The organism is Mucilaginibacter sp. P2_A5, from assembly GCF_056404995.1.
On record NZ_JBFUCY010000008.1, the window covers coordinates 21613 to 44402 of the forward strand.

Genomic DNA, 22790 nt, shown 5'->3' on the forward strand with positions numbered 1-22790 from the left:
TTTACTTAACAACATTTGTAGGATTTTTAACTTTGCTTAAACCATGATTGGTTTTTTCCCAATAAAACGGATTTGTTATCAGCTGGTATAAGCCCATATATGCTGCTGCCGAGTGCATTAACCAGTAAACAGGGTTGGCAAGGGCAAACAATATCAATTCAAAATACCGGCGTTTAAATACGGCCATCATGTTTACATATATCATCAGGATGTTGCCTACCATCAAATTAAATATAGCCATAAATAAAACCCAATCGGGAAAAAGCGTACGGATGGTTGAAAAATCGAAAACCAGGTAGCAGATAAATATGGCCAGCAATAAGGGGTAAACCAAAAACGTGGCCGATGTGGCGCCGATAAAAAAATTAAAGCCCAAAAAGCCTTTGAAACCAATCTTCCTGATTAACTCGGCCGGATTGCGCATGTGCACCAGGTAGGTTTGCATATAACCCTTTATCCACCGGGAGCGTTGCCTTATCCAGTTAATAGGTTCGTTATTGGCCTCTTCGTAAGTGGTTGAATTGATAATGGCAATTTTATAGCCTTTGGCATAAGCGCGTACGCCAAGGTCGGCATCTTCGGTTACGTTAAAAGGGTCCCAGGCGCCCAACTCAATAAGGGCATCCATTTTAAAGTGGTTGCTGGTACCGCCCAGGGGGATGGGTATATCCAGGGTATCTAAACCGGGCAGCATATAATCAAACCAATACGAATATTCCAGTGTAAACATCCGGGTAAGAAAGTTCTCGTTACGGTTAAAGTAGTTGAGCGCGCTTTGGATGCAAATGTAATGTTCGGGAAGCTTGGCAAACAGGGTAACTACTTTTTTAAGCTGATCGGTATCGGGGATATCTTCGGCATCGTAAATAGTTAAAAATTTACCTCTCGAAAAATGCAGGCCGTAATTACAAGCCTTGGGCTTGGTTTTGGGCATGTGAAAAGGCACTACAATTACCTCAAATACAGCCGGGAAATCAAGGTTTTGAACAGCCTTTAACGTTTTATCATCATCTTCCTCAATCAGCAGTTTTATATCCAGCATTTCGCGGGGATAGTCAAGGCTTTGCAGGTTCCAGATGAGTTTTTTGATAAGCTTATCCTCTTTGTACACCGGCAATAGTACAGTGTATAGGGGCAGGTCGGCATTAACAACATCGCGCACCTCATCTTTTGTTACGGCCTGGTGCAACTCAAACCGCGAGCCTACCAGCGCCAGGAATAGTTTGAAGGTAATGGCCACCAGGAAAAACATACTGATAACCACATTGATGGCGATGGATGTGTTTTTAAAATTTAAAACCATCCCGGCCGCTATAATACCCAGCAATATAAACAGGAATGCCAGTTGCGGGGTGGTAAAAGTGGTGGAGGCCGAACTTTTAGGGTCGCGCCTCATTAATTCATATACCGATGCCTTAACGTATTTTTCGCCTAATAATTTGTGGCTAAGCCAGGTGATATCCAAATCATAAGCAATAATAATATCGGGTTCCATATCATAGGTAAACCTGATAAAATCAATAAAAAGCTGGTCGGTAGGGTCGGCCATGAGGGTAACCACGCGGTTGTTCTCAATCCGGAGTGGCAAGGCAAGGTGATCATTGATAAATTTAAGCTCAACTTTTTTTAATACTTCGGTATCAAAAGCTTCTTCCCTTATCTGCGCAAAATGATAGCCGGCGTTACTTAATGAGCGTTCATAGTTTTTGCGGGAAATGTAACCAAAGTTAAGCGCTATTTTAACGTAGGCCATTCCCGATCTTTCTGAAAAACTTTTAATTTTTTCCTGACTGCCTGGTGTTATAAACCCGTCATTAACCAAAAGTTCAGGAATTGAAATACTCATTATATATGTAAGATTAGTATCAAGTAGTTAGTATCAAGTATCAAGTAAGTGGTACCGGTTTAAAAATATTTATACTAAGGCCCGTTAAACCAGGTAGTTGGTGCTCAGCATCAACTACCTGGAAGCCGCCGTTGCAGCTATCTTGATACTTGATACTAAATACTTGATGCTTAAAAAATTAATCATTAAACAAATCCTGTGATTTTTGTACCCTTGAACGAACGTACAGGAACGATAGTAATATCAGTATAAGTATACCTAATAAAATGTACAGGTTATAGGTATCCCAAAAACGGGTTAAACCGCTTTTTGTATCTATATACTCCAGGTTTGCGCTCGATTTATTGATATTGAACAGGTATTTGTTGGAGTTTACATCAGATATACATACGTTGCTTGACAGGGTTGAAAGCTGCTCGGTAATTGATTTTGACGTAGCCAGGAAAGCTTCGGCAATATGGGTGCCGGTTGCGGTAAGTACCAGTGTAGCGTTGTTGCTGCGGCCGTAAAATATCTGTGCAAGCCCATTTGATACCGTATCAGATAGGGAGTAAACGGTAGTGTTATCGTCAGTTTTGTATAACCTGAAATCTCTCTCAAACTGGATTGGCGCATCTTGAAATTCTTTCAGCAACTTGTCATTTTTGGATAACAGGGCAATGATGTTATATTTTTTAAGGTCGTTTGACGGAAAATCGGTTGAGTAATCAAACTCCGGGAAGTTGTTGGCGTTAATGTTGTTGTTTAGTTCATAAATAATTTCGCCCAAAGCGCCTGCGGCGTATTTTGCATACTCTTTGGATATAATGATGCGTGTTGTACCGGTATTAAATGCCTCGGGATATTGGTAAAAGCTCAGGTCGCTGGTTATAAAAGGATTTTTTGATTCCAGGTATGATTTGTCAACATCCACTTCGGCAAAAAAGTTGGTAAAGCTATCCTTACAGTGCCCGGCAGTTGGGTAAAACCTGAATTCGGCTTCCAGCGTATTGTATTTATGGTGTTGATAACGGTTAATGGTAATGGCGGTGTTTAATTTGCCGGTACCATCCAATTTTTCGCTGCTAATCAATAAGCCGTTAAGGTATATGTTAAAGAAACCGCGGTCGCCTACACTTAAAGCGCTGTAGTTGGCTACAAAACGGATCTCCACTTCTTTTGGCGTAAAGCTAAAATCGCTGTTTTTAAACGAATAGGCGCTTTTTAACGATCCTATGCCCGCTAAAAAATCGCTTACGCCGCCAACCTGCTTCAATGATAGTTTTGAGCGGTTTTCGTCAATGGTTTTTGAAAAGGTGTTTTGTGCTTTTTCTATCAGGAGGTAGTCGCCAAAGGTCGAATTTAAGATGTTCATGTTACCCAGGGCGGTAATGGCTTTTTCGTAGCCGTCATCGCCGCCGCCGGTTACAAATAAAATCTCTTTTGGCTGCATTTCCTGCGTAGCGGTTTTTACAGCTGTAAGTACACCTTTAACATCAACCAGGCGGGTGTTGGTATCTGTAACCAGGCTCATTGATTTATGCAGGTAAAATAAACCCTGGTCGTTTTGCGGGGTTACTTTTATCAGTTGGCGTGCGTCGGCATTCAACTTGCCAATCAAGCCAACTTTAATGTAGTTCCGTAAAGTATCGGGCATATGGGCTTCATCATAAACCATAATGTCCCTGGTTTGTGTCTTTTTTAACCTGGAGTAGGCCCATGCAACCGCTTTAAGATCAGCAAGGGTAGGGTTTGCCGGATAAACTATAGCCTTTTTTGAATCGAAGCAATTACTGATGTTTACGTTATCAAAAAAACCTTTATTGCTGCGCCTGAGCGACAGGTATGAGTAATTTTTAATTTTTAACCACATGCCCGGGTTATCCAGGTCGCGGCACTCATCGTCAGTGATAGTTAGCAGGGTTTTAATCTGGATCTTAAGGAATTTATCGTTTGATAAATCGGCCCTGGTTAAGGTAAGCGCTATTTTTTGGATAGAATCCTTAGTCATGCGTCCGCTATAAACGGGCTTATTGTTTATAACGACGTTAATGTACGAGTGATCTTTGAGCAGGGCCTGCGAAGGTTCAAAAAATAAAACCACCTTGCTTCCGTTCATTTCGGTAAGCGGCGTAATTTTAAAATAAAATGAATTGGCACCGCTCATGCCATATATCATATCATCATCGTGCCCCAGCGCTTTAAAAGTTATAAGTTGCTGTGCTTTCGAGGCTGTACTAATAACAAATAGAAAGGCTAAGAGGGAAAAAAATTTATTCATCTGATTGTAAATAATTAACTTATAACGTAAAACTCTACCCGGAAATAATTGCCGTTTTCATCGCTGCGGTATGATAAATCGCCGCCCATTTCCTGGGTCATTAATTTGGCTATGGAAAGGCCAAGCCCCAAACGGCTTTCGGTTACGCCCGATGTATCATTTAATGTTTTCAATTTATTAAACATCATATCCAATTCGCCTTGTCCTATGGCAATACCTTCGTCAATAATTTCAAAAACAAAGCGTTGGCGCTGCAGGCTGGTTACAACTTTGATGGTATTATTGGTTTGCGAAAACTTAATGGCGTTTGATAACAGGTTTTGGAACACCTGCCCGGCAAATACCTTATCAAGTTTTACGTTAAGGGGTAGTTTCAATATGTTATCAACCAAATGGATGTTTTTCATTTGCGCGGTATCATACAGGCCTTTAAAAACATGCATTACTTCAACATTAATATCAAAAATTTCTGTGTTGAATTTTATCTCCGGCGATTCAATCTCCTTAACATCCATCAGCTTATTAAGCATATACTGCATTTTTTCGGCCGATTCGGCTATGTAGCCCACATATTCTTTTTGATCGTTGCTTAAACGGTAATCCTCTTCCCTGATCATGTTGTTGCTCATGGTGATAGAACCAATCAGGTTTTTTAAATCGTGCCCCGCAATATTAATGAAGCTGTTTTTTTGCTCATCCAGTTTGCGCAGTTCCGCATACTGCAAATCAATAAGGTTGTTTTTTTCGTTGATAGATGTATTTTGTTCCTTTAGTTGCTCGTTCGATTTTTCGATAAGTATTGCCGAACGCACATCACGCTTCATTATCTTAAAGCGGGTATTAGGCACAATACATGAAATGGCCGATATAATAAAAAAAAGCTGGCCGCCCCCGTTTATTACAATATCCAGGTTGTACTCGTGCTGCATGTTAAAAAACACGGCAAGCAACAAAATGGCCAGCAAAAACTGGATGATTGAATTTATAGGCTCCCAAAAAACCTGCAGGTTAAAAAACAGTACCAGCGTAGCAAAAAGCGAGTAGTATATATTTAAATTGGATACACCTACTATATTACAAAGCAGTGCCGATGTTACCGATAACAGTAACATGCTAACATGTAGCAATATGCGATAGTCGTATTTTTTGTATTGAATGTACGTGTACAAAGCATAAATTATAAGGCAGGTAATTATCCTTACAATGAAAAACTGTATCCAGATATCGGGTGTGTAAATAAAATCGACTATGCTAAAAAGCGGGTAAAGAAATATGATCATCCAAACAATATTATTGGTTTGGAACCATGCTTTTTTTGATGTCTCTTTTATTAATTCTTCTTTTGTAATTTGAACAAACATTATTCGTTATCTTGGAATTATGATCAAAAATAAAGGCTTTAAGTTAATCGGGTTAAACGTGTTATCGTGAAAAACAAAATTATGTTTTATACGCAGTTATTAAACTGTTTGTTAATATTATTATTCATAACAACAACTTGCCCGGTTGCAAAAAGCAGTCCAAAAAATATGCAGGCACGCATACTGACCTTTAAACGGGCCGCCAGCCTCAATAATGGCATTAGCTTTTCATGGCTCGAGCAAACATGGAACAAAATGCCATTGGGCCAGGGCGCTATAAAAGATACCGATTTTGAATTATTAAAAAGATTAGGGTTTAAGAGTATCAGGCTTCCCGTAGCTTTTACATACTTTGAATCGGCAGGAGTGCCGGCTGCCGAAATATTGGAATACATTGATAAAGTGGTTAAGCAAAGCCATAGGTACGGATTTAAATTGGTATTGGATTACCATTATGGCAATTTAAATGATACAAACGGCCGTGCCGAAACCCTTAAAATAATCGATTTGTGGACAAAACTGGCCAAAAGATATAAACATATCAGCCCGGATGAGTTGTTTTTTGAATTATATAATGAGCCGCCCCATATGAACCCCGATGTGTGGAAAGATGTGGCATATAACGTAGTAACCGCCCTGCGTAAAATTGATAAAACACGTACGCTAATAATTGGCGCCAGCAATTACAATAGCATATATGAATTAAGCCGCTTTGTGCGGCTTGCGGATGATAACATCATATACACCTTCCACTTTTACGAACCTTTCTTTTTTACCCACCAGGGCGCCAGCTGGGTGGGCAGCCAGGTTGCCACAACCGGGGTGCCATTTCCTTATAGTGCGGAAAATTTTCCAGCCCTTAATCCCATAGCAAAAGGCACGCCGGGCGAAAGTAACTACGAAATGTATAAACGCGATGGTAATGAACAATCGGTAAATGATAAGTTGCAGATTGTAAAAAACTGGGCAAATAAATATGATGTGCCCATAATTTGCGGCGAATATGGCGTATACAACCAATATACTGATCTGGACAGCCGCTGCAGGTACATTAAGGCCGTAAGGGCCGCATTAAAAAGACTGGACATTCCGGGGATGCTTTGGGATTATAACAGCTCGTTTTCAATATTCGCGGGTAAGCCTTCGATGGACAATTTACCTGCGTGTATGCAAGACGCAATAGGTTATAATGCCTTAAAATGATGTAACTTTATTGGGGTTTAAATGTTACCTTTGAACACTAATAATTTGTTATGGAATTTTTTGTAGAAAAACGCAGGGAAGTAATGAGCCACATTGAAAAATTCATGCTCGAAAAGATGTATGATTTTTTAAAACCTGTTGATACCATATGGCAGCCATCAGATTTTTTGCCCGATTCTTCAAGAGATACCTTCTTCAACGAAATTAAGGAACTACAGGAAAGCGCGCAGGGATTAAGCTATGATCTTATTGCTGTATTGGTAGGCGATACCATTACCGAGGAAGCGCTGCCAACCTACGAATCATGGTTAACCATGGTTGAAGGTGTATCAAGAAACGAAGACGGCGGCTGGATGAAATGGACCCGCCATTGGACTGCCGAAGAAAACCGCCACGGCGATTTGCTTAATAAATATCTTTACCTTTCAGGCCGGGTTAACATGCGCATGATGGAGGTATCTACCCAATACCTTATTGCCGATGGGTTCGACCTGGGTACCGGTCATGATCCGTACCGCAACTTTATATATACATCTTTTCAGGAACTGGCAACTAATGTATCGCACCGGCGTGTGGCATCGCAGGCTAAAAAAGATGGCGATACCCTGCTATCAAAAATGTGCGGTGTAATTGCAGGCGATGAGGCCCGGCACGCCAAAGCTTACAAATACTTTATCGAAAAGATATTTGAGGTTGACCCGAACGAAGCCATGATAGCCTTTGAGGATATGATGCGTAAAAAAATTGTAATGCCGGCCCACTTCCTGCGCGAAGTAGGTTTAAAAATAGGCCAAACTTTTGGCCATTTTACCGATGCTGCCCAGCGCCTGGGGATTTATACCGCTATTGATTATGTAGATATCCTGAAGGAACTAATTGAAGACTGGCACATTGAAAGTGTTACCGACCTTAATGAAAGCGGCGAAAAAGCCCGCGACTATATCATGGGGCTGCCCACCCGCCTGCTGCGCGTTGCCGACAGGATGAAAAACCCTATGCTGGAATACAAGTTTAGCTGGATAAACGGCTAAGCTTACCAAATAATTTTTGTAGAGACGCATTACATGCGTCTTTTTTTGTTTGGGGATTATCCGAGATCTTCTACCACCAGCGATGACCGAATGCCATACGATAGAGCAGGGGCAAAAAGTAGGGCGCGAAAGAGAAATCTCCCCACGGCTCGCTCTATCGACACTTTTTTTTGCGTTAATACTTCTACCCCACCTTAAACCCCGGTTTAACATACCCTTCGGCCACATATCCATCCGGAATTTGGATATGGTTGCCATCCCGCAACGATGTATAATGCGGCGACATGATCTCGACCCCAGCTTCGTTAAACTTATCCTGTATGTTTTGGTGTAACCGCGAATAGATGGCAGCCATTTGGTTCGACAAGGCTGTGTATGCATTCAGCTGATAGCTCACGTTAAAATCGTTTAATTCGGTTTGTAGGACAAAAGGTTTTTTATCGGCCATGATGCCTTCGGTGGCTTCGGCTGCGCTGATTAAAAGATGATGTACCGTTTGCCAGGGCACATCGTAACCAATGGTAACTGTGGTGTTCAATATCAGGCCCATGGTATTGGCTACGGTAGTATAGTTAATGGTATGGCCGCTCAATATGGTGGCATTGGGTATGGTAATATCCTCGTTTTTGATGGTGCGCAGGCGGGTTACCAATAAGTTTTTTTCTACCACATCGCCCATAACTTCGCCTACTTTTATGCGGTCGCCAATTTTATAGGGACGCATATAGGTAAGTACAATACCTGCCACCATATTTGAAATTGCCGATGACGATCCCAGCGAAAATAGTACACCCAGAAAAACAGTAACCCCCTGGAAAATTTTGGAATCGGAACCCGGTAAATAAGGGAATATCACCACAAACATGAACGCGAAAAGCAGCACCCTGATAATGTTATAGGTAGGCATGGCCCACTCGGCATAAAAACCATTGATGGTAAAATTGCCAAGGGCTATTTCGTTCGCGATAAATTTTACCAGCTTAACAATGTAGCGGGTTACCACGTAAATAACCGCGATGGTAAGCAGATTAGGAATATAACGTACTATGGCCAGCAATATGCCCTTAAATGGCGTTACTACATATCCAAGCAACTGTACCGAAATAGGTTTTGATGACGGGAAAATAAAAAACAATACCGGCAGCGCCAGGTAAACCAGCACAATAATAATAACTATTCTTACTATCCTCAGCAGGCCGGTAACAATAGGCAGCACGCGATGGGCATAAACCACGGGCGCCCCCTGCGACGCCAGTTTGTCCATCCGGGCCTCCCAGGCCCTCAAAAGCTTCAGTTTTAACCATCGCGATGCTTTAAAGAGCGCCCAGATCAACACTATCAGCAATATAATAACCGCTATGGCTTCCAATATATTAACCACAACCTGCTGGCTGTTGTTGTTGGTAAAGTAATTGCCCAGTTTTTGTTTAAGGATGAGTAAATAGCTGGTGGCAAGCTGAGGCCGGTTAAGTTCAGAATAGGTAGCATCTTTATTGTTTACCGCCATTACAATTTGCGAGTTGTAATAGATAACCGATAGCGTGCTGTCGTTTTTTAATGTAAGCGAATCGGGGTTAAAATCTATCCGGTTTACAAGCGCTTCTATCCGTTTGGTAACTATGGCCGCACGTTCCTGCACTTCAAACAAGCCCTGGCCGGTATAAAATTTAAACAGGGTATCACGTTTAATGATAACCGGCTCGCCCTGCAAAGGAGCAAGGGCGGGGGCTTTGCCTTTAACAGGCGCTTGCGCGTTTAGGTTGACCGATGCTAATAAAAAACAGATCAACAGGTACCAGGTATTACGCATAGGTAGTTTTTCTGTTAAAGCTAAAAATTATATTTCAAATTTTTGCTTAGCCTTCCTGCACAAGGTCGGTACCGTGCTTGCCCGCCACATCGGCAAACAGGTCGTTCAGGATCGATTCTACCGTGAGGGAATTTACATCGTCTACATAATGCTCGTTACGGGTAATATGTAGTTCGTGATCAACTATTTCCAGCTTAAACAAAACCCCTTCGTACAAATCGGGCTGACTTATTTCAATAACATCATTATGCCCGCTGATGGTAAAGTTAATAGCACTTTGCCTGCGCTCATGAAAAAGCTGGTTAAGCTTATGCTGCAGTATGTTAAATAACTCGTGAATATGAATTGGGGTATGGAGTGTTATAATTTTCATAGTAATACATTTGTATTGTTTAATATTACAAAGCACCTTTGTTATTGTTTCGTTCTTTATGTCATTGCGAGTAACCACCAGCCTGGGCCGGAAAAAACAGTAATGACATAGCTACAGCCTGGATTCTTGTAGAGACGCAATATTTTGCGTCTCCCGCCAGACAAGCGGATTTGCAAGGTTGGATTTGCATGCGGGAGATGCAAAATATTGCGTCTCTACATTAAAAAATAATATTGATAATCAGCGACTTAAAATTATGTCATTGCGAGCGCAGCGTGGCAATCGCGAACTTTTCAGGGCGGATCTGCATAGTTCGCGATTGCTTCGTACCTCGCAATGGCATTACTTTATATTTAAAAATCTCCCTATGAACTACAAATTACTTGGCCGCTCGGGCCTTAAAGTTTCTGAACTGTGCCTGGGCACTATGGGTTTTGGCACCGAAGGTGGCTGGGGTGCCGATGCGGCAACCAGTTTTGCCATTATGGATGCCTACGCTAATGCAGGGGGCAATTTTTGGGATACTGCCAATGTTTACAAGCTGGGCACCAGCGAAAAGATCATAGGCGATTATATGAGCAATCATGACCGTGACTATTTTGTACTGGCAACAAAGTATACGCTAAAGGATAATGTAACCAACCCCAATGCATCGGGTAATAACCGCAAAAATATGATGCGCAGCGTAGAGGAAAGCCTGAAACGCCTGAAAACTGATTTTATTGATGTATTATATCTGCACATCTGGGATAATATTACCCCTATTGACGAGGTACTCCGCGCCATGGACGACCTGATAAAACAAGGTAAAATTACCTATGCCGCGATCAGCGATACGCCTGCCTGGGTAGTAGCCAAAGGCAATACCCTTGCCGAACTCATGGGCTGGAGCCAGTTTATAGCTTTACAGGTTGAGTACAGCCTGCTTGCCCGGACAGCCGAGCGCGAGCTGATACCGATGGCCAAACATTTTGGGATGACGGTTACACCCTGGGCGCCGCTTGCAGGAGGTGCGCTTACAGGTAAATATTTAAAAGGCGATAAAGGCCGCATAAAACCCGAAAGCAACCGGCTGAATGCCCGTGCCGAAAAGATTACCAAAGTAGTAATGGAGGTTGCCGCCGAACTGGGTGTATCTGAAAGCCACGTTGCCCTTAACTGGACCCGCCAGCAATATTTTTCGTGTATCCCAATTGTAGGGGCTACCAAGGTAGATCAGCTGCTGGATAATTTAAAAACCGTTGAGGTTACCTTAAGCGCCGACCAGATGAAACGTCTCAGTGACGCCAGCGCCATTGAGTTAGGTTTCCCCGGCGATTTTTTTAACGAAGAGGCAGTTAAAAATAACAGCTTTGGTGGGTTTTATGACAGGGTGGAGAAAAGGTAGTAAGTTAATTAAAACAGATGGCCAAATAATATCGGATAATGAATTTTGAATGTCCAACATCGAAGTTTTTCCTTCATTATTCGATATTGGACATTCAGTGTTCAATATTTAAATTGTTCGTAATCCCATAACGTAGTGGCATTATGATACCGTCCGGAGTTACTTAATGATTTCGTTATCATTTGTATGCGTTTCGTGATGTGCATGGTGTTCACGGCGGGCGCTGATATTTTCATCCTGTTTAATAATTTGTTGCCTGGAGTGTTTCCGGTCAAAGTAACGCCTTAAGCGATTGAACATATGTTGGGCTTTTTTGATAAAACGCGAATCCCAATGATCGAATTTACCTGATAATGCCATGTTGCCCAAAATGACGAAGCCACCTATAACTACGATAACAAAAACGTGCAGGCCGTTTATAAAAAACTCTCTCATGATCATTATTGGTTAACTATACATGCAAATGTACAAGCAGGGTATAGTTTAAAAAATGACCAGGATCACTCAAAACGTTTTAAGTATGCGGGTCTTACCAGTTCGCCATAAAGGATGTAGGCTGGTTCATCAAGGGTAAACCAGGGATTTTCCTGGTATTGGAGCAGTTGGATGCTTTGGGCAGGCATGTAGCTTTGCGCCAGCAGGAATTTTTTATGATGGGCCGCATCTTCTACCACATTCATCACTATAAAACAATGCCCCGGCGAACCGCCTTTAATAAACACATCGCCGGTTTTTAAGGTTGATGGATTGCTTACGGTTTTCAATTCTTTTTGTAGCGATAGGGTGCCGGCATAGCTAAATACCAGGGTCATGTACCGCATAAAGTTATCGTAACCATAATCTTTTTTGGCTTTAAGTATCCAATGATCATTACTGTAACGGTAACCATTGGCATAATGCACAAAATCGCAGCGGAAACCACTGGTAAAGTTAAAGGATATGTCATCATACTTCTTCTGGCTGTACAGGTACTCGCCGCGCAGGCGCATTACAGCATCGGCACATTGCTGCAGGTCGTGCTTGCCAACACTCAAATCAACTATGCCAGCGGTATAACCCTCCGTACGGGCCACCTTACCCTGGTAGGTGAGGCATTGCGATCCATTAGGTTTCAGCGGTACGTTCTGTAGCCAGGCACTGAAGCTACCGGGCGCTACGGCACTTTGTTTATAACCAGTAGGGGGCCTAAAACGGGTGATAACATTGTCGGTTTTTACGGAGCTGGTCATCAAACCCAGTATCATGAGTATCAAAATCGCCTTCATAATGTTTTAGCTTTTTTTAATTGCTGATAAGGGTTAAAGGGCACTGGGATATCATCAACCAATCGGAACGCCGAAAAGTGCAAATGTGTTGGAGAGCGTTTTTTATAAGCATTGTAACCGCTACGCCCAACCTCAGCTATTTTTTGGCCGGGTTTAACTTCTTGTCCAGGGGACACAAAAATTTTATTGTTATGTGCGTAATAGGTAATTACTCCAGCGGTTGAAAAATCATCTTTTAACTTGCTTCCGAGCTTATGATAGCCATAAACAAAGTGATAGATCCAGATATATTTCCCACCACGAAGATCGCTGTTAGTCTCCCATGTATCACTGCAAGCAATCACAATACCATGATCTATAGCAAGTACATCTACCGGTTTACGAGAGTGGTCGTCAATGCAATCCTGGTTTTTATCATTTATAAATATATCATGTGCAGGATGTGCACCGTGTTTGTTGCCATCAAGGTAATGGTAGCCTTTATCTGAATAGCCATCGCCATTGCCTCCAATAGCATGGTAATTGTATCCTCTTAATGGAAATATCCATGTGTCATTTAGCTCATCTATCTGGCTGCGCAAAAGAAGCCATTGTGTAATATGGTGCCTTAACTGTTTTATAGCTTTTTGAACTTCCCCTTTTTTTACGCCGCCTTGCAAAACTTTGGTGTTCAGTTTATCGAAATTCTGAAAAACAGGAATAGTATCCATCCTTTGGCCATATTGTTCCTCCTGTACTGGTATAACTGGGTAAGGATCGTAATTTTTGACTTCCAAAACATTAAACGGAACCGTTTGGAGGTTCCATGGGTTTCGGGTCACAGTTTTGCGTTTCCTTGCGGGGGCAAGCACCAACGAAGGATATGCCATCGTATCCATTTCGTGTGTGTAGCAACTGGTTAATTTGTATCTCAATGCAGTTGTATCATGTGTCTGCGCAAAACCGCAACAACAATCCAAAAGTAATCCAACAAGCAGTACAATTTTTCGCATAAGGTTTATCTCAAGGAATACATATAACTAAATATCAGCCAGAATATTATCCCTCAATTTTAATATCGTATTTGTCCAGCAGGCCAGGCAGACCATGGAGCGAGAACATGGCTTTTTTAATCATATTATCATCCGGGTCGATGGTGTAGTTATAGGAGCTGCGCAGATCGGCCCCCTTCAATATCGTACGGCTGAAAAACGCGCGGTTAAGGTTACAGTTGATGAATTTAGCCTCGGTTAAATCTGCTTCGGTGAGGTCGGTCTCGGTCATGGAGCAATCAGTAAACCGGCCTTTTTTGTTTTTCTTTTTGTAAAAGATGGCGTTATCTAAAATGCAGTTCTCAAAGTAAACTTCGAACAGAAAGTCGCGGGCTTTGCCAAAGTTTAGTCCGCTTAGTTTGCAATCTTTAAACCGGATGTTCTGGAAACCGGTGTCGGTTGCGTCGGCCAGCGCCAGGTTGCAGCCATCAAATACACAGTCGATAAAAATCAAACCATACAGGTTGGCATGCGACAAATCGCAACTGATGAATTTACAATTTTCGTACGTATGGTTGCGCCCGGTAAGCTGCGCGGCAGGGGCTTTGGTAAATGTTTCGTCCTCGTAATGCATGGTAGAATAGTATCAAGTCGCAAGTATCAAGTATCTTGAGAAGTATCAAGTCGCAAGTATCAAGTATCAAGATTTTTTTGGATATCCGAGCGCAAAATCTTAAATAAAAGACAATTTACTTGGTGGAAAAAGTAGCATGTATTTAGCATCAGTTATCAAGATTTTTTTAGATCGAGAAGAGTAAAATTCTAAACAACATGCAAAGTACTTGATACTCGATACTTGCGACTTGATACTAAAGTTGTAACTTTTCGCACCAAAAGTATTCTTAACAGAAAAGCTCCTGCACATGCATCCAAACTATATTTTAGTAATCAATGGCAAGCCCGAAGGGCCTTTCAGTATTGATGAGCTAAAAGCCCGAAAAATAAAACCTGCCGACTTTGTAAAGACGCCCGAAATGCCCGATTACAAGGAAGCCCAGGAAATTGCCGAACTGCGCGAACTTTTTGGTTTTAAAAAGCCGGCGTTGCTGATGCAGTATTTTGGTAGTTTCGACCAGCGTTTGCTGGCTTCGTTTTTGGATTGGTTTATAGTTTTCGGCGCATTTGTGATCGTTATCTTTGTGGTAGTACTGTTGGTATTGCGGGATAAAGAAACGCGTATGACAGCCAGCTTTGGCTTATCGGCTTGTGTGCCCTTTGCCAAAATTATTTACCACATGGTGATGGAAAGTTCGGCCAAACAGGCCACCTACGGAAAACTGATGCTCAAAATAAAAGTGGTTGATATGAATGGCGACCGCATTACTTTTGGCAAAGCTGTAGCCCGTAACCTGTGCAAAATATTCTCTGTACTTACTTTTTTTATCGGCTACCTGCTGGCCTTTTTTAACAAGAAACAGCAATGTTTACATGATATGATGGCGGGTACGCTGGTGATTAAGGAGAGGTTGTTTTAGGGGGGTAATTAATTATTTTGTATATTAGCTTATATAATTAAATCAGATGAAAAAGACCACTGTTATTGAAACCCTTGATTCGTTTGATGAAGAGTTTGATACTGAAAAACTGATTGAAAGACTATTGTTTGTCGAAAAAGTTGAGAAGGGATTGCAAGATGTTGCTGAGGGTAAAGTATTGGATTATAAAGAAGTTAAAAAAAAGTTTATCGATAAGTGGAGCCAGTAAATATTACAATTACTGAATCGGCTTACGCCGATCTTTTAGATATTGAAACTTATATCTCTCAAGACTCTGAATATATAGCGAGACGCTTCATTAATAAGATATTTGATAAAATCGATCAACTCTATCATTACCCGATGTCGGGAAAATTTGTCCGGGAAATCAATAACAGATCTGTGCGGGAGTTGCTACTAAACAAATATCGGATCATATATCAAATTGTTGATGAAAAGAACATCAATATTATTAGAATTGTGCACGGCTCAAGATTATTGGATATAGAAATTTAAAACCTAATGACCACTTTGATTATTTATCCTGATAATAAAGAAAAGTATAATGCGTTAAAAGGTTTGATGAAGGCATTTAACATCCCTTTTGAAGAAGAAAGCACTTACGATTCTCAATTTGTAAACATGATTTTACAAGGTGAAGCAGACTTAAAAGCAGGAAAAGGTGTCAGTGTAGATGTTGACAAGCTGTTTTAATAAAGTAAGCTACCTCACCTTCACCAAACTATATTTTAAGCTTCCAAAATTTAATCCACCCGTTTCGTCTCTCTTTGGGCTGATATTAAAAATATTCAAGGTGTCTCCTGCAAGTTTAAAAAGGTATCGCTTTTGATCCTTAGGCTCTAAATCGTAGAAGAACTTATCGGGCTGAATATCAAAAAATAGTTGATCTCGGTCACTTTCAGGGCCGAAATCGGTACTAACATAGTATGTTTTAAAATCAGGCAGCCCTATCACTTTTCCATCATTTGTAAACGTAGCCTTTAATGTTTTCCCGTTGATATCCGAAAATGAATAAGTGCCGGCAAACAACTTTTTGTTTATAGCATATTGTAAAAGAGGTACAAGATCATTTTTTAGCGGTTTGTTTAACACTTTGGTATATTTTGTACTGCCCAATAATGTGTTGTCTTTATCATAGTTATACAAAACCATGCTGGTATCGCCCGCTGAAATTTCATATCCCAATTCATTAAAATTTGAAGAATGAATGTAATCATTTGGGTCAGCTATTTTAAATGACGTAGGTTTAAGGCCTTGTTTAAAAATCCATCTGAAAGTAAAATTATGCCCATTGCCTTAACTACGGCACTGCTATCATTAATCAAATCAGGATCAACTGTTAAAGCTGTAAATCCGTTTGATTTGCGTTGCGACAAATACGGAGATTTTGTAGTCGCTACTTCATCAATATATTCGCTTTTTACCCATGCACCCTCAAATGCTTGTTTAAATGACTCTGCGATGGATGGTGAACGTTTAGTCCGGCAGCACGGCAAAAAACACATCATCAAACCCAATAACAGTATATTTTTCATTGTGATACTTAAAGGTTGTTCACCCCTAAAGTATAAATTTTATCCTCACCATAACTTAATCCACCATTAATTTATCATTTACATCCAAACAACTTATTCCTCAACATAATCGTTAAATTTGCAGCTTATTAATTATCCGCTGCATGAATACTGATGCTGTTAAATTGCTGCAAGGCCGTTATTGTAATTCGTTAACCCAATATTCGCGTTTTGTTACCCGCGAGGTAAATATTGGCGATGTACCCATGGGCGGCAATAACCCTATTCGTATACAAAGCATGACCACTACCGATACCATGGATACCATGGGTACGGTTGAGCAATCTATCCGCATGGTTGATGCCGGCTGCGAGTACGTGCGCATTACCGCACCCAGCATTAAGGAAGCCAAAAACCTGGCCGAGATAAAAAAACAACTTCGCGCCCGTGGGTATAATGTACCCCTGGTGGCCGATATCCACTTTACGCCAAATGCTGCCGAGGTTGCCGCACGTATTGTTGAAAAAGTACGCGTAAACCCCGGCAACTATGCCGATAAAAAAAAATTCGACCAGATTGATTATACCGACCTGGAGTACCAGGGCGAACTGGAACGCATTTACCAAAAATTTGCGCCGCTGGTAAACATTTGCAAAGAATATGGCACCGCCATGCGCATTGGCACCAATCACGGTAGCTTAAGCGACAGGATCATGAGCCGTTATGGCGATACCCCGCAGGGCATGGTGGAATCGGCCATGGAATTTATGCGCATGTGCGAAACGCTGAATTACTATAACCTGGTGATCAGCATGAAATCCAGCAATCCGCAGGTAATGGTGCAAGCCTACCGCCTGCTGGTAGAGACCATGGTTGCCGAAGGTATGAACTATCCCCTGCACCTTGGCGTAACCGAAGCCGGCGACGGCGAAGATGGCCGCATTAAATCAGCCGTAGGTATTGGCACTTTACTGGAAGACGGGCTTGGCGATACCGTTCGCGTATCATTAACCGAAGAACCCGAGGCCGAAGCACCGGTAGCTATTGAATTGGTGAAACGATACTCTTTGAGGGAAAAGGTTAAAGGCGAAAGGTTAAAGGCAAAAGGCACGGAGATTATCACAGATAAGAACCTTTCACCTTTCGCCTTTCACCTTTCGCCTCAAACGCATAATCCATATGAGTATAAGAAACGAGATACCTACGAGGCTAATGCTTTTATTGGCGGCCATATGGTGCCAAGGGTGGTGCTTGATCTGTCAAAAAAGAATCTGAAAGATCCGGGTATTATGGCGGATGCCGGTTATATCTACTCGCCCTTGCTGGATAAATATAATATGGCCGAGCAATCGGTTGATTTTGTTTACCTGGCTGATGAGTTACCTTCGTTTAACCTACCAGGCAATTTAAAACAGCTTTATAACTACCAAACCTGGTTAAAACTGGCTGATAAAACCCTTTGCCATCCATTATTTACACTGAAAGAATATATCGGGGCCACCAACAAAACATCAGCATTAAACCTGGTGACGCTGTTTCCGGAAGATATTGATTCGGAAGAGTTTGGCTCATTACCGTTTGATAACTCACTGGTGTTTGTTTTAGAAACCAACGCACTGCATGGTATGGCCGATCAACGCAGCTTCTTCTTCAAAATGGAAGAACTGGGTTTGGATGTGCCGGTTATAGTGAAAATGAGTTATGCATTTGAGTCCGAAAGTCCGGAAGTCGGAAAGTCCGGAAGTGAAGCAGAACTCACATCTCATATCTCAAATCTCACGTCTAAACTGCAGCTCTACGCCGCCACCGACCTTGGCGCTTTATTAGTTGATGGCTTTGGCGATGGCATTTGGATTGATGCGCCTGAAGTCGATACCAAGGTGATCACTTCAACCGCTTTTGGTATTTTGCAGGCTACGCGGTCAAGAATTTCTAAAACAGAATATATCAGTTGCCCAAGTTGCGGGCGTACCTTGTTTGATTTGATGATTACCACGCAGATGATCCGCAGCCGCACAAGTCACCTTAAAGGCTTGAAGATTGGTATTATGGGCTGCATTGTAAATGGTCCTGGCGAAATGGCGGATGCTGATTATGGCTACGTTGGTTCGGGCACAGATAAAATCACCCTTTACCGTGGTAAAGAAGCCGTAAAGAAAAACATCAGTGCGGCAAACGCTTTAGATGAGCTTATAGGCATCATTAAAGACGACGGCAACTGGGTTGAGCAGGAATAAACCTAATTTATGAGCGATAAGATCACCGTTTTAGATATTCCATCGACACTAAAAAAGCACCTGGCATCGGCAGGTGATCACGCGCCTGATTTTGGGATTATTAACGATGGCTGGAACCAGGATGATTTTGCAGTGCTCAATAACCAGCCAGGCCTTGCTCATGGCTTGCCTGTTAAAACAGATTATTACTCGGTTATTTTATGTTTAAGGGGTAGCTGTAAAAAAACAATCGGCCATTTTGTGTTCGAGGTTTATACCAATTCCATCCACCTGGTATCGCCCCAGTTTATAACTTCCTTTGAAGATGCCTCGCCCGATTTATTATTGTATGAGGTATTGTTTAAAAAAGAATTCCTCACCAATAACCTGCTAAAAGAAAACATACTGGATAACCTGTTGGAGGTAAATCCCGATTATCCGCCAATTTATGGCCTGTCGCATAAAAGCTGTGCCTCGTTAAAAGCCCTTTATGAAAAAATAAGCAACGAAAGCAGGGAGAGAGGCGCTTTTCACTTACCCATCCTGCGGTTGCTGTTAACAGATTTGCTTTACGAAATGAACCGGGCCTGCGAAAACTGCCTGCTGCATTCAACCCGCCACTTGAGCAAACAATATCAGCTGGTTTATAAATTTAAAAAGCTGGTGGAGGATCAGTTTCTCACTCTTAAAACGGTGCAGGAATATGCAGATGCCTTGTTTATATCGGCAAAGTATTTAACCGAAATTGTAAAGGCCGAGACCGGCCAAAACGCCCTGCATGTTATCCATAACCGGATGTACCTGGAGGCGCAATACCTGCTCTCTTCATCCGGTTTGAGTATCAAAGAAATTGCCGAGCGGCTGAACTTTGATAACAGCTCGCATTTCAGTCGTTTTTTTAAACGCTTTGCGGGTAATAATCCTTCGGAGTTTAAGCAGCTTCAATAAAATTCTCTCCATTTAGCTCACCCCAATCGCCGTTATGACTATCGGCTGACGGTAATAACCGGCATCAGGAAAAATTGGTTGTTAAAACCGATTTATTGAGATTGATGCGCCCCGCTACGCGCAGTACCTTTGACATGTCAATCAAACAATACGGTCATGAAAAAGGAAAACATAGAACTCATAAAAAGCAGATTACTGCAATTGTACTTTGGAACCTACCAGATATTAGCCATCATTTACAGGTAATAGTAAAGCTTAAAGCAGAATGCTCAAGGCTGAAAGCCCGATATCCTGACGGGATAACGGACTATATTAAGGCATAAGATAATTAAGAACTATAGGTAACAAACACTACAAAAACAAGCAGCCCTTAAAGGCTTCACTATATATTGGTACATAAAAAAGGGGCAGACTTATAACAAGTTTGCCTTTTTTGTTTTTAATAAGGCATCGGCAAAAATAAACAGGTTCGCCTCGCGCTCCCCTGAGTATAATTAAAAAGCACCTTTATATAATTTTTGGTTAGCGCAAATCAACACCCCCTCACTTCCGTTTTGCGCGTTTAGCTTTTTTTTACTTTGAAAGATGCTGCAAGCATGTTGCTGTCGTTTACTGGTTTGCCGGTTGTAATTAAAAGGTCCAGCATGCTATTGAGCTTTTGCTGTACTTTTTTGTTACTCACATTTATACGGGCTTTAATGGTTTCGCTGTAAATAAGGTGCTTATCATTATCATAAAACCTCACCGTTTGGATGCCCGGGTTGTTAAGGTTGCTTTCCACAACCCAGGTAGCGGTGTTACTGGTTTTTGTTTGGGCTATGCTGCCTGCAGCCGCCATACAAATAATGGCAAATGTTAATATGGTCTTTTTCATGTCGGTTATTTTTTAAATCCGGTAACTAAATTATAGGCCGGGTAACACTTTATAAACTAACAGCGTCATATAGCAGGATACCGGATACAAACAGCCTTGTGGTATACATAAACTGCATTAATGTGCAAAAGCATGCCGGATAAACCTGTTGAAATGCGTTTTGTCGACGCTGGCGTGTCATCCGTCGACGGACCGACTAAATGATTCATTCTTTTAACTGACTATAAGTAATTTAGCTATATGAAACAGCTTGCTGATTTTGATGTTGCCCAATTTAAAATGCCAAGGCCCCTGCAGCACATATTGTTTTGGCTAACGGTGAGCTTTATCATGACCATGATGTATTCGGTACCAACCAATTTCATGGTATCGCTACGCAACAATCTTATTTTTATGCCTATCCAGATAGCTTACTATTATGCCATAGCCGGCTGGCTTATCCCTAAATACCTGTTTCCGGGCAAGTATTTAAAGTTTGGTTACCTGGCGTTGGGGGTGTTTGTATTGTCGGTTGTTGTTACCCGCATAGTTGGTATTTTGTTTGTAACGCCCTATACCATTCGCATGATGCATCTTACCGAAGGCGACTATTTTGAATCTTCGCGGCGGCCGTTTTTAGTGAAGCTGTTCGATTTACAAAACATGATCAATGCATTAAAAGGAACCAACCTGGTAATAGGCTTTGTTTTGGCTATTAAGTTGTTTAAAATGTGGTATCAGCGTAAACAGGCCACTTTACAGGCCGAGCTAAATGCACTGAAAGCGCAGGTACACCCTCACTTTTTATTTAATACGCTAAATAACCTTTACGCTTTAAGTTTAAACCAATCTGCAAAATCGCCGCAGCTGATCCTTAACCTGAGTAATATTTTACGTTACATGCTATATGAATGCAATACCGGCGAGGTATTGTTAAACCAGGAGATAGCAATGCTGCAGCAGTTTATAAGCCTTGAAAAGCTGCGTTATGAAGACAGGCTGGATATCAATTTTAATATTTATGGCGATACCGACGGCAAGCTGATAGCTCCATTGCTGATGTTGCCGCTTGTTGAAAATGCTTTTAAACATGGTGCCGGCGAGCAAATGGGCGATGCGTGGATTAATATCAATTTATATGTTATGCGCGATGAGCTTAAACTCAAAATATCAAACAGTAAAGTAGCGGGCGCAAACAATCGCGCAGGTAAAACCGGGAATATTGGGCTGCAAAACCTGATGAAGCGGCTGGAGCTGATATACCCAACCAGCCACAGTCTTAAAATAATGGACGACCATGACACTTTTCTGGCCGTGCTCGATCTCAGGCTTAATTTTGCACCTCACAGCCCATATAAAATAAACACCCATGAAATTGCGTATACTCATAGTTGACGACGAGCCTTATGCCATTGAGGTGATGGAGAATTACCTGCGAAACTTTAATGATATGGAGATTGTTGGCAAATGCTATAACGCCATTCAGGCCTTCCAGTTGTTGCAGCAAAAAACTGTTGATTTGATGTTTTTGGATATCCAGATGCCTGGAATAACGGGTATTGATTTTTTAAAGACCCTTAAAAATCCACCCAAAACTATTTTTACTACAGCCTACAGCCAGTATGCTCTTGATGGTTTTGAGTTAAATGTGGTTGATTATTTGGTTAAGCCCATTCCGCTTGACAGGTTTATGCGGGCTATTGATAAGGTTTACCAGCTTAATGGCAATAAAGCCAGCGCAGGCAACAATTATGAAAAACCCGTTGGCGATACCGAGGCATTCCTGTACCTGAAGGTTGAACGTAAAACCATTAAAATAAATGTAAATGATATTTTATGGGTAGAGAGCCTGCGCGATTATGTAAAGGTGATAACTACCGGTAACGCCTATATCAGCAAACAAAAAATAAGCCTGCTGGAAGGGATGTTGCCCGAAAATAAGTTTGTGCGCGCGCACCGGTCTTTTATTATAGCCATTGCGCATATCAGTTCCTTTTACGCCTACAGTGTAGAGGTGAACGGGCACGAATTGCCCATTGGCCGTAACTATAAACAGGAAATGCAGAAGCGGTTAAAGGCCGATAATTTTCATTTTAGATAGGATCTCAGGCCTTGGTTCCGGGTATCGGGTTGTAGCATAGCTCCCACAAATTATCTTCCGGGTCGGTAAAAAAGCCGCTGTAGCCGCCCCAAAAT

At 41.7% G+C, this 22790-nt stretch carries 23 protein-coding genes; 11 read left to right on the plus strand and 12 right to left on the minus strand.

Translation table 11 applies throughout. The annotated features are described in order from the left end of the window. Position 1: 1 nt before the first annotated feature. From AC1DXF_RS08530 to AC1DXF_RS08540, 3 genes are all read right to left on the minus strand, one after another. Positions 2 to 1846 carry a glycosyltransferase gene (locus tag AC1DXF_RS08530; RefSeq protein WP_477447885.1) on the minus strand — a complete coding sequence of 615 codons (1845 nt, stop codon included), beginning with the start codon at positions 1844 to 1846 and terminating at the stop codon, positions 2 to 4. Positions 1847 to 2024: 178 nt separating this feature from the next. Beyond that, the gene (locus AC1DXF_RS08535; protein ID WP_477447886.1) at positions 2025 to 4106 is read right to left on the minus strand and encodes a cellulose biosynthesis cyclic di-GMP-binding regulatory protein BcsB; all 2082 of its coding nucleotides are present in this window, start codon (positions 4104 to 4106) and stop codon (positions 2025 to 2027) included. 14 nt (positions 4107 to 4120) lie between these two features. After that, positions 4121 to 5467, minus strand: coding sequence for a sensor histidine kinase (locus AC1DXF_RS08540; RefSeq protein ID WP_477447887.1), 1347 nt, complete (start codon positions 5465 to 5467; stop codon positions 4121 to 4123). Between the two features lie 168 nt (positions 5468 to 5635). On the opposite strand from AC1DXF_RS08540, the gene AC1DXF_RS08545 reads away from it, so the two are divergent. Together AC1DXF_RS08545 and AC1DXF_RS08550 are read left to right on the plus strand one after the other, a co-directional pair. Then, positions 5636 to 6670, plus strand: a complete 1035-nt coding sequence (locus AC1DXF_RS08545; protein WP_477447888.1) for a glycoside hydrolase family 5 protein — start codon at positions 5636 to 5638, stop codon at positions 6668 to 6670. A gap of 50 nt (positions 6671 to 6720) precedes the next feature. After that, a complete protein-coding gene (locus tag AC1DXF_RS08550; RefSeq protein ID WP_477447889.1) occupies positions 6721 to 7701 on the plus strand; it encodes an acyl-ACP desaturase in 981 nt (326 codons plus the stop codon). 184 nt (positions 7702 to 7885) lie between these two features. On the opposite strand, the gene AC1DXF_RS08555 is transcribed toward AC1DXF_RS08550, so the two are convergent. Both AC1DXF_RS08555 and AC1DXF_RS08560 read right to left on the minus strand, forming a co-directional pair. Beyond that, a complete protein-coding gene (locus AC1DXF_RS08555) occupies positions 7886 to 9511 on the minus strand; it encodes a mechanosensitive ion channel family protein (RefSeq protein WP_477447890.1) in 1626 nt (541 codons plus the stop codon). 46 nt (positions 9512 to 9557) lie between these two features. Then, positions 9558 to 9884, minus strand: a complete 327-nt coding sequence (locus tag AC1DXF_RS08560) for a hypothetical protein (protein WP_477447891.1) — start codon at positions 9882 to 9884, stop codon at positions 9558 to 9560. A gap of 367 nt (positions 9885 to 10251) precedes the next feature. Here AC1DXF_RS08560 and AC1DXF_RS08565 point away from each other — a divergent pair, with 367 nt between their 5' ends. Then, positions 10252 to 11271, plus strand: a complete 1020-nt coding sequence (locus AC1DXF_RS08565; RefSeq protein WP_477447892.1) for an aldo/keto reductase — start codon at positions 10252 to 10254, stop codon at positions 11269 to 11271. A gap of 159 nt (positions 11272 to 11430) precedes the next feature. Here AC1DXF_RS08565 and AC1DXF_RS08570 read toward each other — a convergent pair whose 3' ends face one another. The 4 genes from AC1DXF_RS08570 to AC1DXF_RS08585 all read right to left on the minus strand — a co-directional run bounded on the left by AC1DXF_RS08570 (position 11431) and on the right by AC1DXF_RS08585 (position 14141). Continuing rightward, positions 11431 to 11706 (minus strand): hypothetical protein, encoded by a 276-nt coding sequence (locus tag AC1DXF_RS08570; RefSeq protein ID WP_477447893.1) that lies wholly within the window; start codon positions 11704 to 11706, stop codon positions 11431 to 11433. 65 nt (positions 11707 to 11771) lie between these two features. Beyond that, positions 11772 to 12536 carry a DUF4846 domain-containing protein gene (locus AC1DXF_RS08575; protein WP_477447894.1) on the minus strand — a complete coding sequence of 255 codons (765 nt, stop codon included), beginning with the start codon at positions 12534 to 12536 and terminating at the stop codon, positions 11772 to 11774. Further along, on the minus strand, positions 12533 to 13450 hold the full coding sequence (locus AC1DXF_RS08580; protein WP_477447895.1) for a M23 family metallopeptidase: 918 nt from the start codon (positions 13448 to 13450) through the stop codon (positions 12533 to 12535). Before AC1DXF_RS08580 ends, AC1DXF_RS08575 begins: the two co-directional genes overlap by 4 nt. A gap of 124 nt (positions 13451 to 13574) precedes the next feature. Continuing rightward, the gene (locus AC1DXF_RS08585; RefSeq protein ID WP_477447896.1) at positions 13575 to 14141 is read right to left on the minus strand and encodes a pentapeptide repeat-containing protein; all 567 of its coding nucleotides are present in this window, start codon (positions 14139 to 14141) and stop codon (positions 13575 to 13577) included. A 289-nt stretch (positions 14142 to 14430) separates the two neighbouring features. Here AC1DXF_RS08585 and AC1DXF_RS08590 point away from each other — a divergent pair, with 289 nt between their 5' ends. The 4 genes from AC1DXF_RS08590 to AC1DXF_RS08605 are packed head-to-tail and all read left to right on the plus strand — an operon-like array spanning position 14431 to position 15756. Continuing rightward, the gene (locus AC1DXF_RS08590; RefSeq protein WP_477447897.1) at positions 14431 to 15042 is read left to right on the plus strand and encodes an RDD family protein; all 612 of its coding nucleotides are present in this window, start codon (positions 14431 to 14433) and stop codon (positions 15040 to 15042) included. Between the two features lie 46 nt (positions 15043 to 15088). Beyond that, positions 15089 to 15271: a hypothetical protein gene (locus AC1DXF_RS08595; protein WP_477447898.1), complete on the plus strand. Its 183-nt coding sequence runs from the start codon at positions 15089 to 15091 to the stop codon at positions 15269 to 15271. Continuing rightward, entirely contained in the window at positions 15259 to 15558 is a 300-nt protein-coding gene (locus AC1DXF_RS08600) for a type II toxin-antitoxin system RelE/ParE family toxin (RefSeq protein WP_090651355.1), read from the plus strand. The genes AC1DXF_RS08595 and AC1DXF_RS08600 overlap by 13 nt, the downstream gene beginning before the upstream one ends. A gap of 6 nt (positions 15559 to 15564) precedes the next feature. Continuing rightward, the gene (locus tag AC1DXF_RS08605; RefSeq protein WP_477447899.1) at positions 15565 to 15756 is read left to right on the plus strand and encodes a DUF2683 family protein; all 192 of its coding nucleotides are present in this window, start codon (positions 15565 to 15567) and stop codon (positions 15754 to 15756) included. A gap of 9 nt (positions 15757 to 15765) precedes the next feature. Here the strand turns inward: AC1DXF_RS08605 and AC1DXF_RS08610 are convergent, their stop codons facing one another. Together AC1DXF_RS08610 and AC1DXF_RS08615 are read right to left on the minus strand one after the other, a co-directional pair. Next, a complete protein-coding gene (locus AC1DXF_RS08610; RefSeq protein WP_477447900.1) occupies positions 15766 to 16248 on the minus strand; it encodes a hypothetical protein in 483 nt (160 codons plus the stop codon). A gap of 41 nt (positions 16249 to 16289) precedes the next feature. Beyond that, positions 16290 to 16598: a hypothetical protein gene (locus AC1DXF_RS08615; protein WP_477447901.1), complete on the minus strand. Its 309-nt coding sequence runs from the start codon at positions 16596 to 16598 to the stop codon at positions 16290 to 16292. A 143-nt stretch (positions 16599 to 16741) separates the two neighbouring features. Here AC1DXF_RS08615 and ispG point away from each other — a divergent pair, with 143 nt between their 5' ends. Continuing rightward, positions 16742 to 18814: a (E)-4-hydroxy-3-methylbut-2-enyl-diphosphate synthase gene (ispG, locus tag AC1DXF_RS08620; protein ID WP_477447902.1), complete on the plus strand. Its 2073-nt coding sequence runs from the start codon at positions 16742 to 16744 to the stop codon at positions 18812 to 18814. Between the two features lie 9 nt (positions 18815 to 18823). Beyond that, on the plus strand, positions 18824 to 19741 hold the full coding sequence (locus AC1DXF_RS08625; RefSeq protein WP_477447903.1) for a helix-turn-helix domain-containing protein: 918 nt from the start codon (positions 18824 to 18826) through the stop codon (positions 19739 to 19741). A 562-nt stretch (positions 19742 to 20303) separates the two neighbouring features. Here the strand turns inward: AC1DXF_RS08625 and AC1DXF_RS08630 are convergent. Further along, entirely contained in the window at positions 20304 to 20615 is a 312-nt protein-coding gene (locus tag AC1DXF_RS08630; protein WP_477447904.1) for a hypothetical protein, read from the minus strand. 240 nt (positions 20616 to 20855) lie between these two features. On the opposite strand from AC1DXF_RS08630, the gene AC1DXF_RS08635 reads away from it, so the two are divergent. Both AC1DXF_RS08635 and AC1DXF_RS08640 read left to right on the plus strand, forming a co-directional pair. Continuing rightward, complete coding sequence (locus AC1DXF_RS08635) at positions 20856 to 21989, plus strand: sensor histidine kinase (RefSeq protein ID WP_477447905.1); 1134 nt, start codon at positions 20856 to 20858, stop codon at positions 21987 to 21989. Next, positions 21964 to 22695: a LytR/AlgR family response regulator transcription factor gene (locus tag AC1DXF_RS08640; RefSeq protein ID WP_477447906.1), complete on the plus strand. Its 732-nt coding sequence runs from the start codon at positions 21964 to 21966 to the stop codon at positions 22693 to 22695. Before AC1DXF_RS08635 ends, AC1DXF_RS08640 begins: the two co-directional genes overlap by 26 nt. The last annotated feature ends 95 nt before the right edge of the window (positions 22696 to 22790 follow it).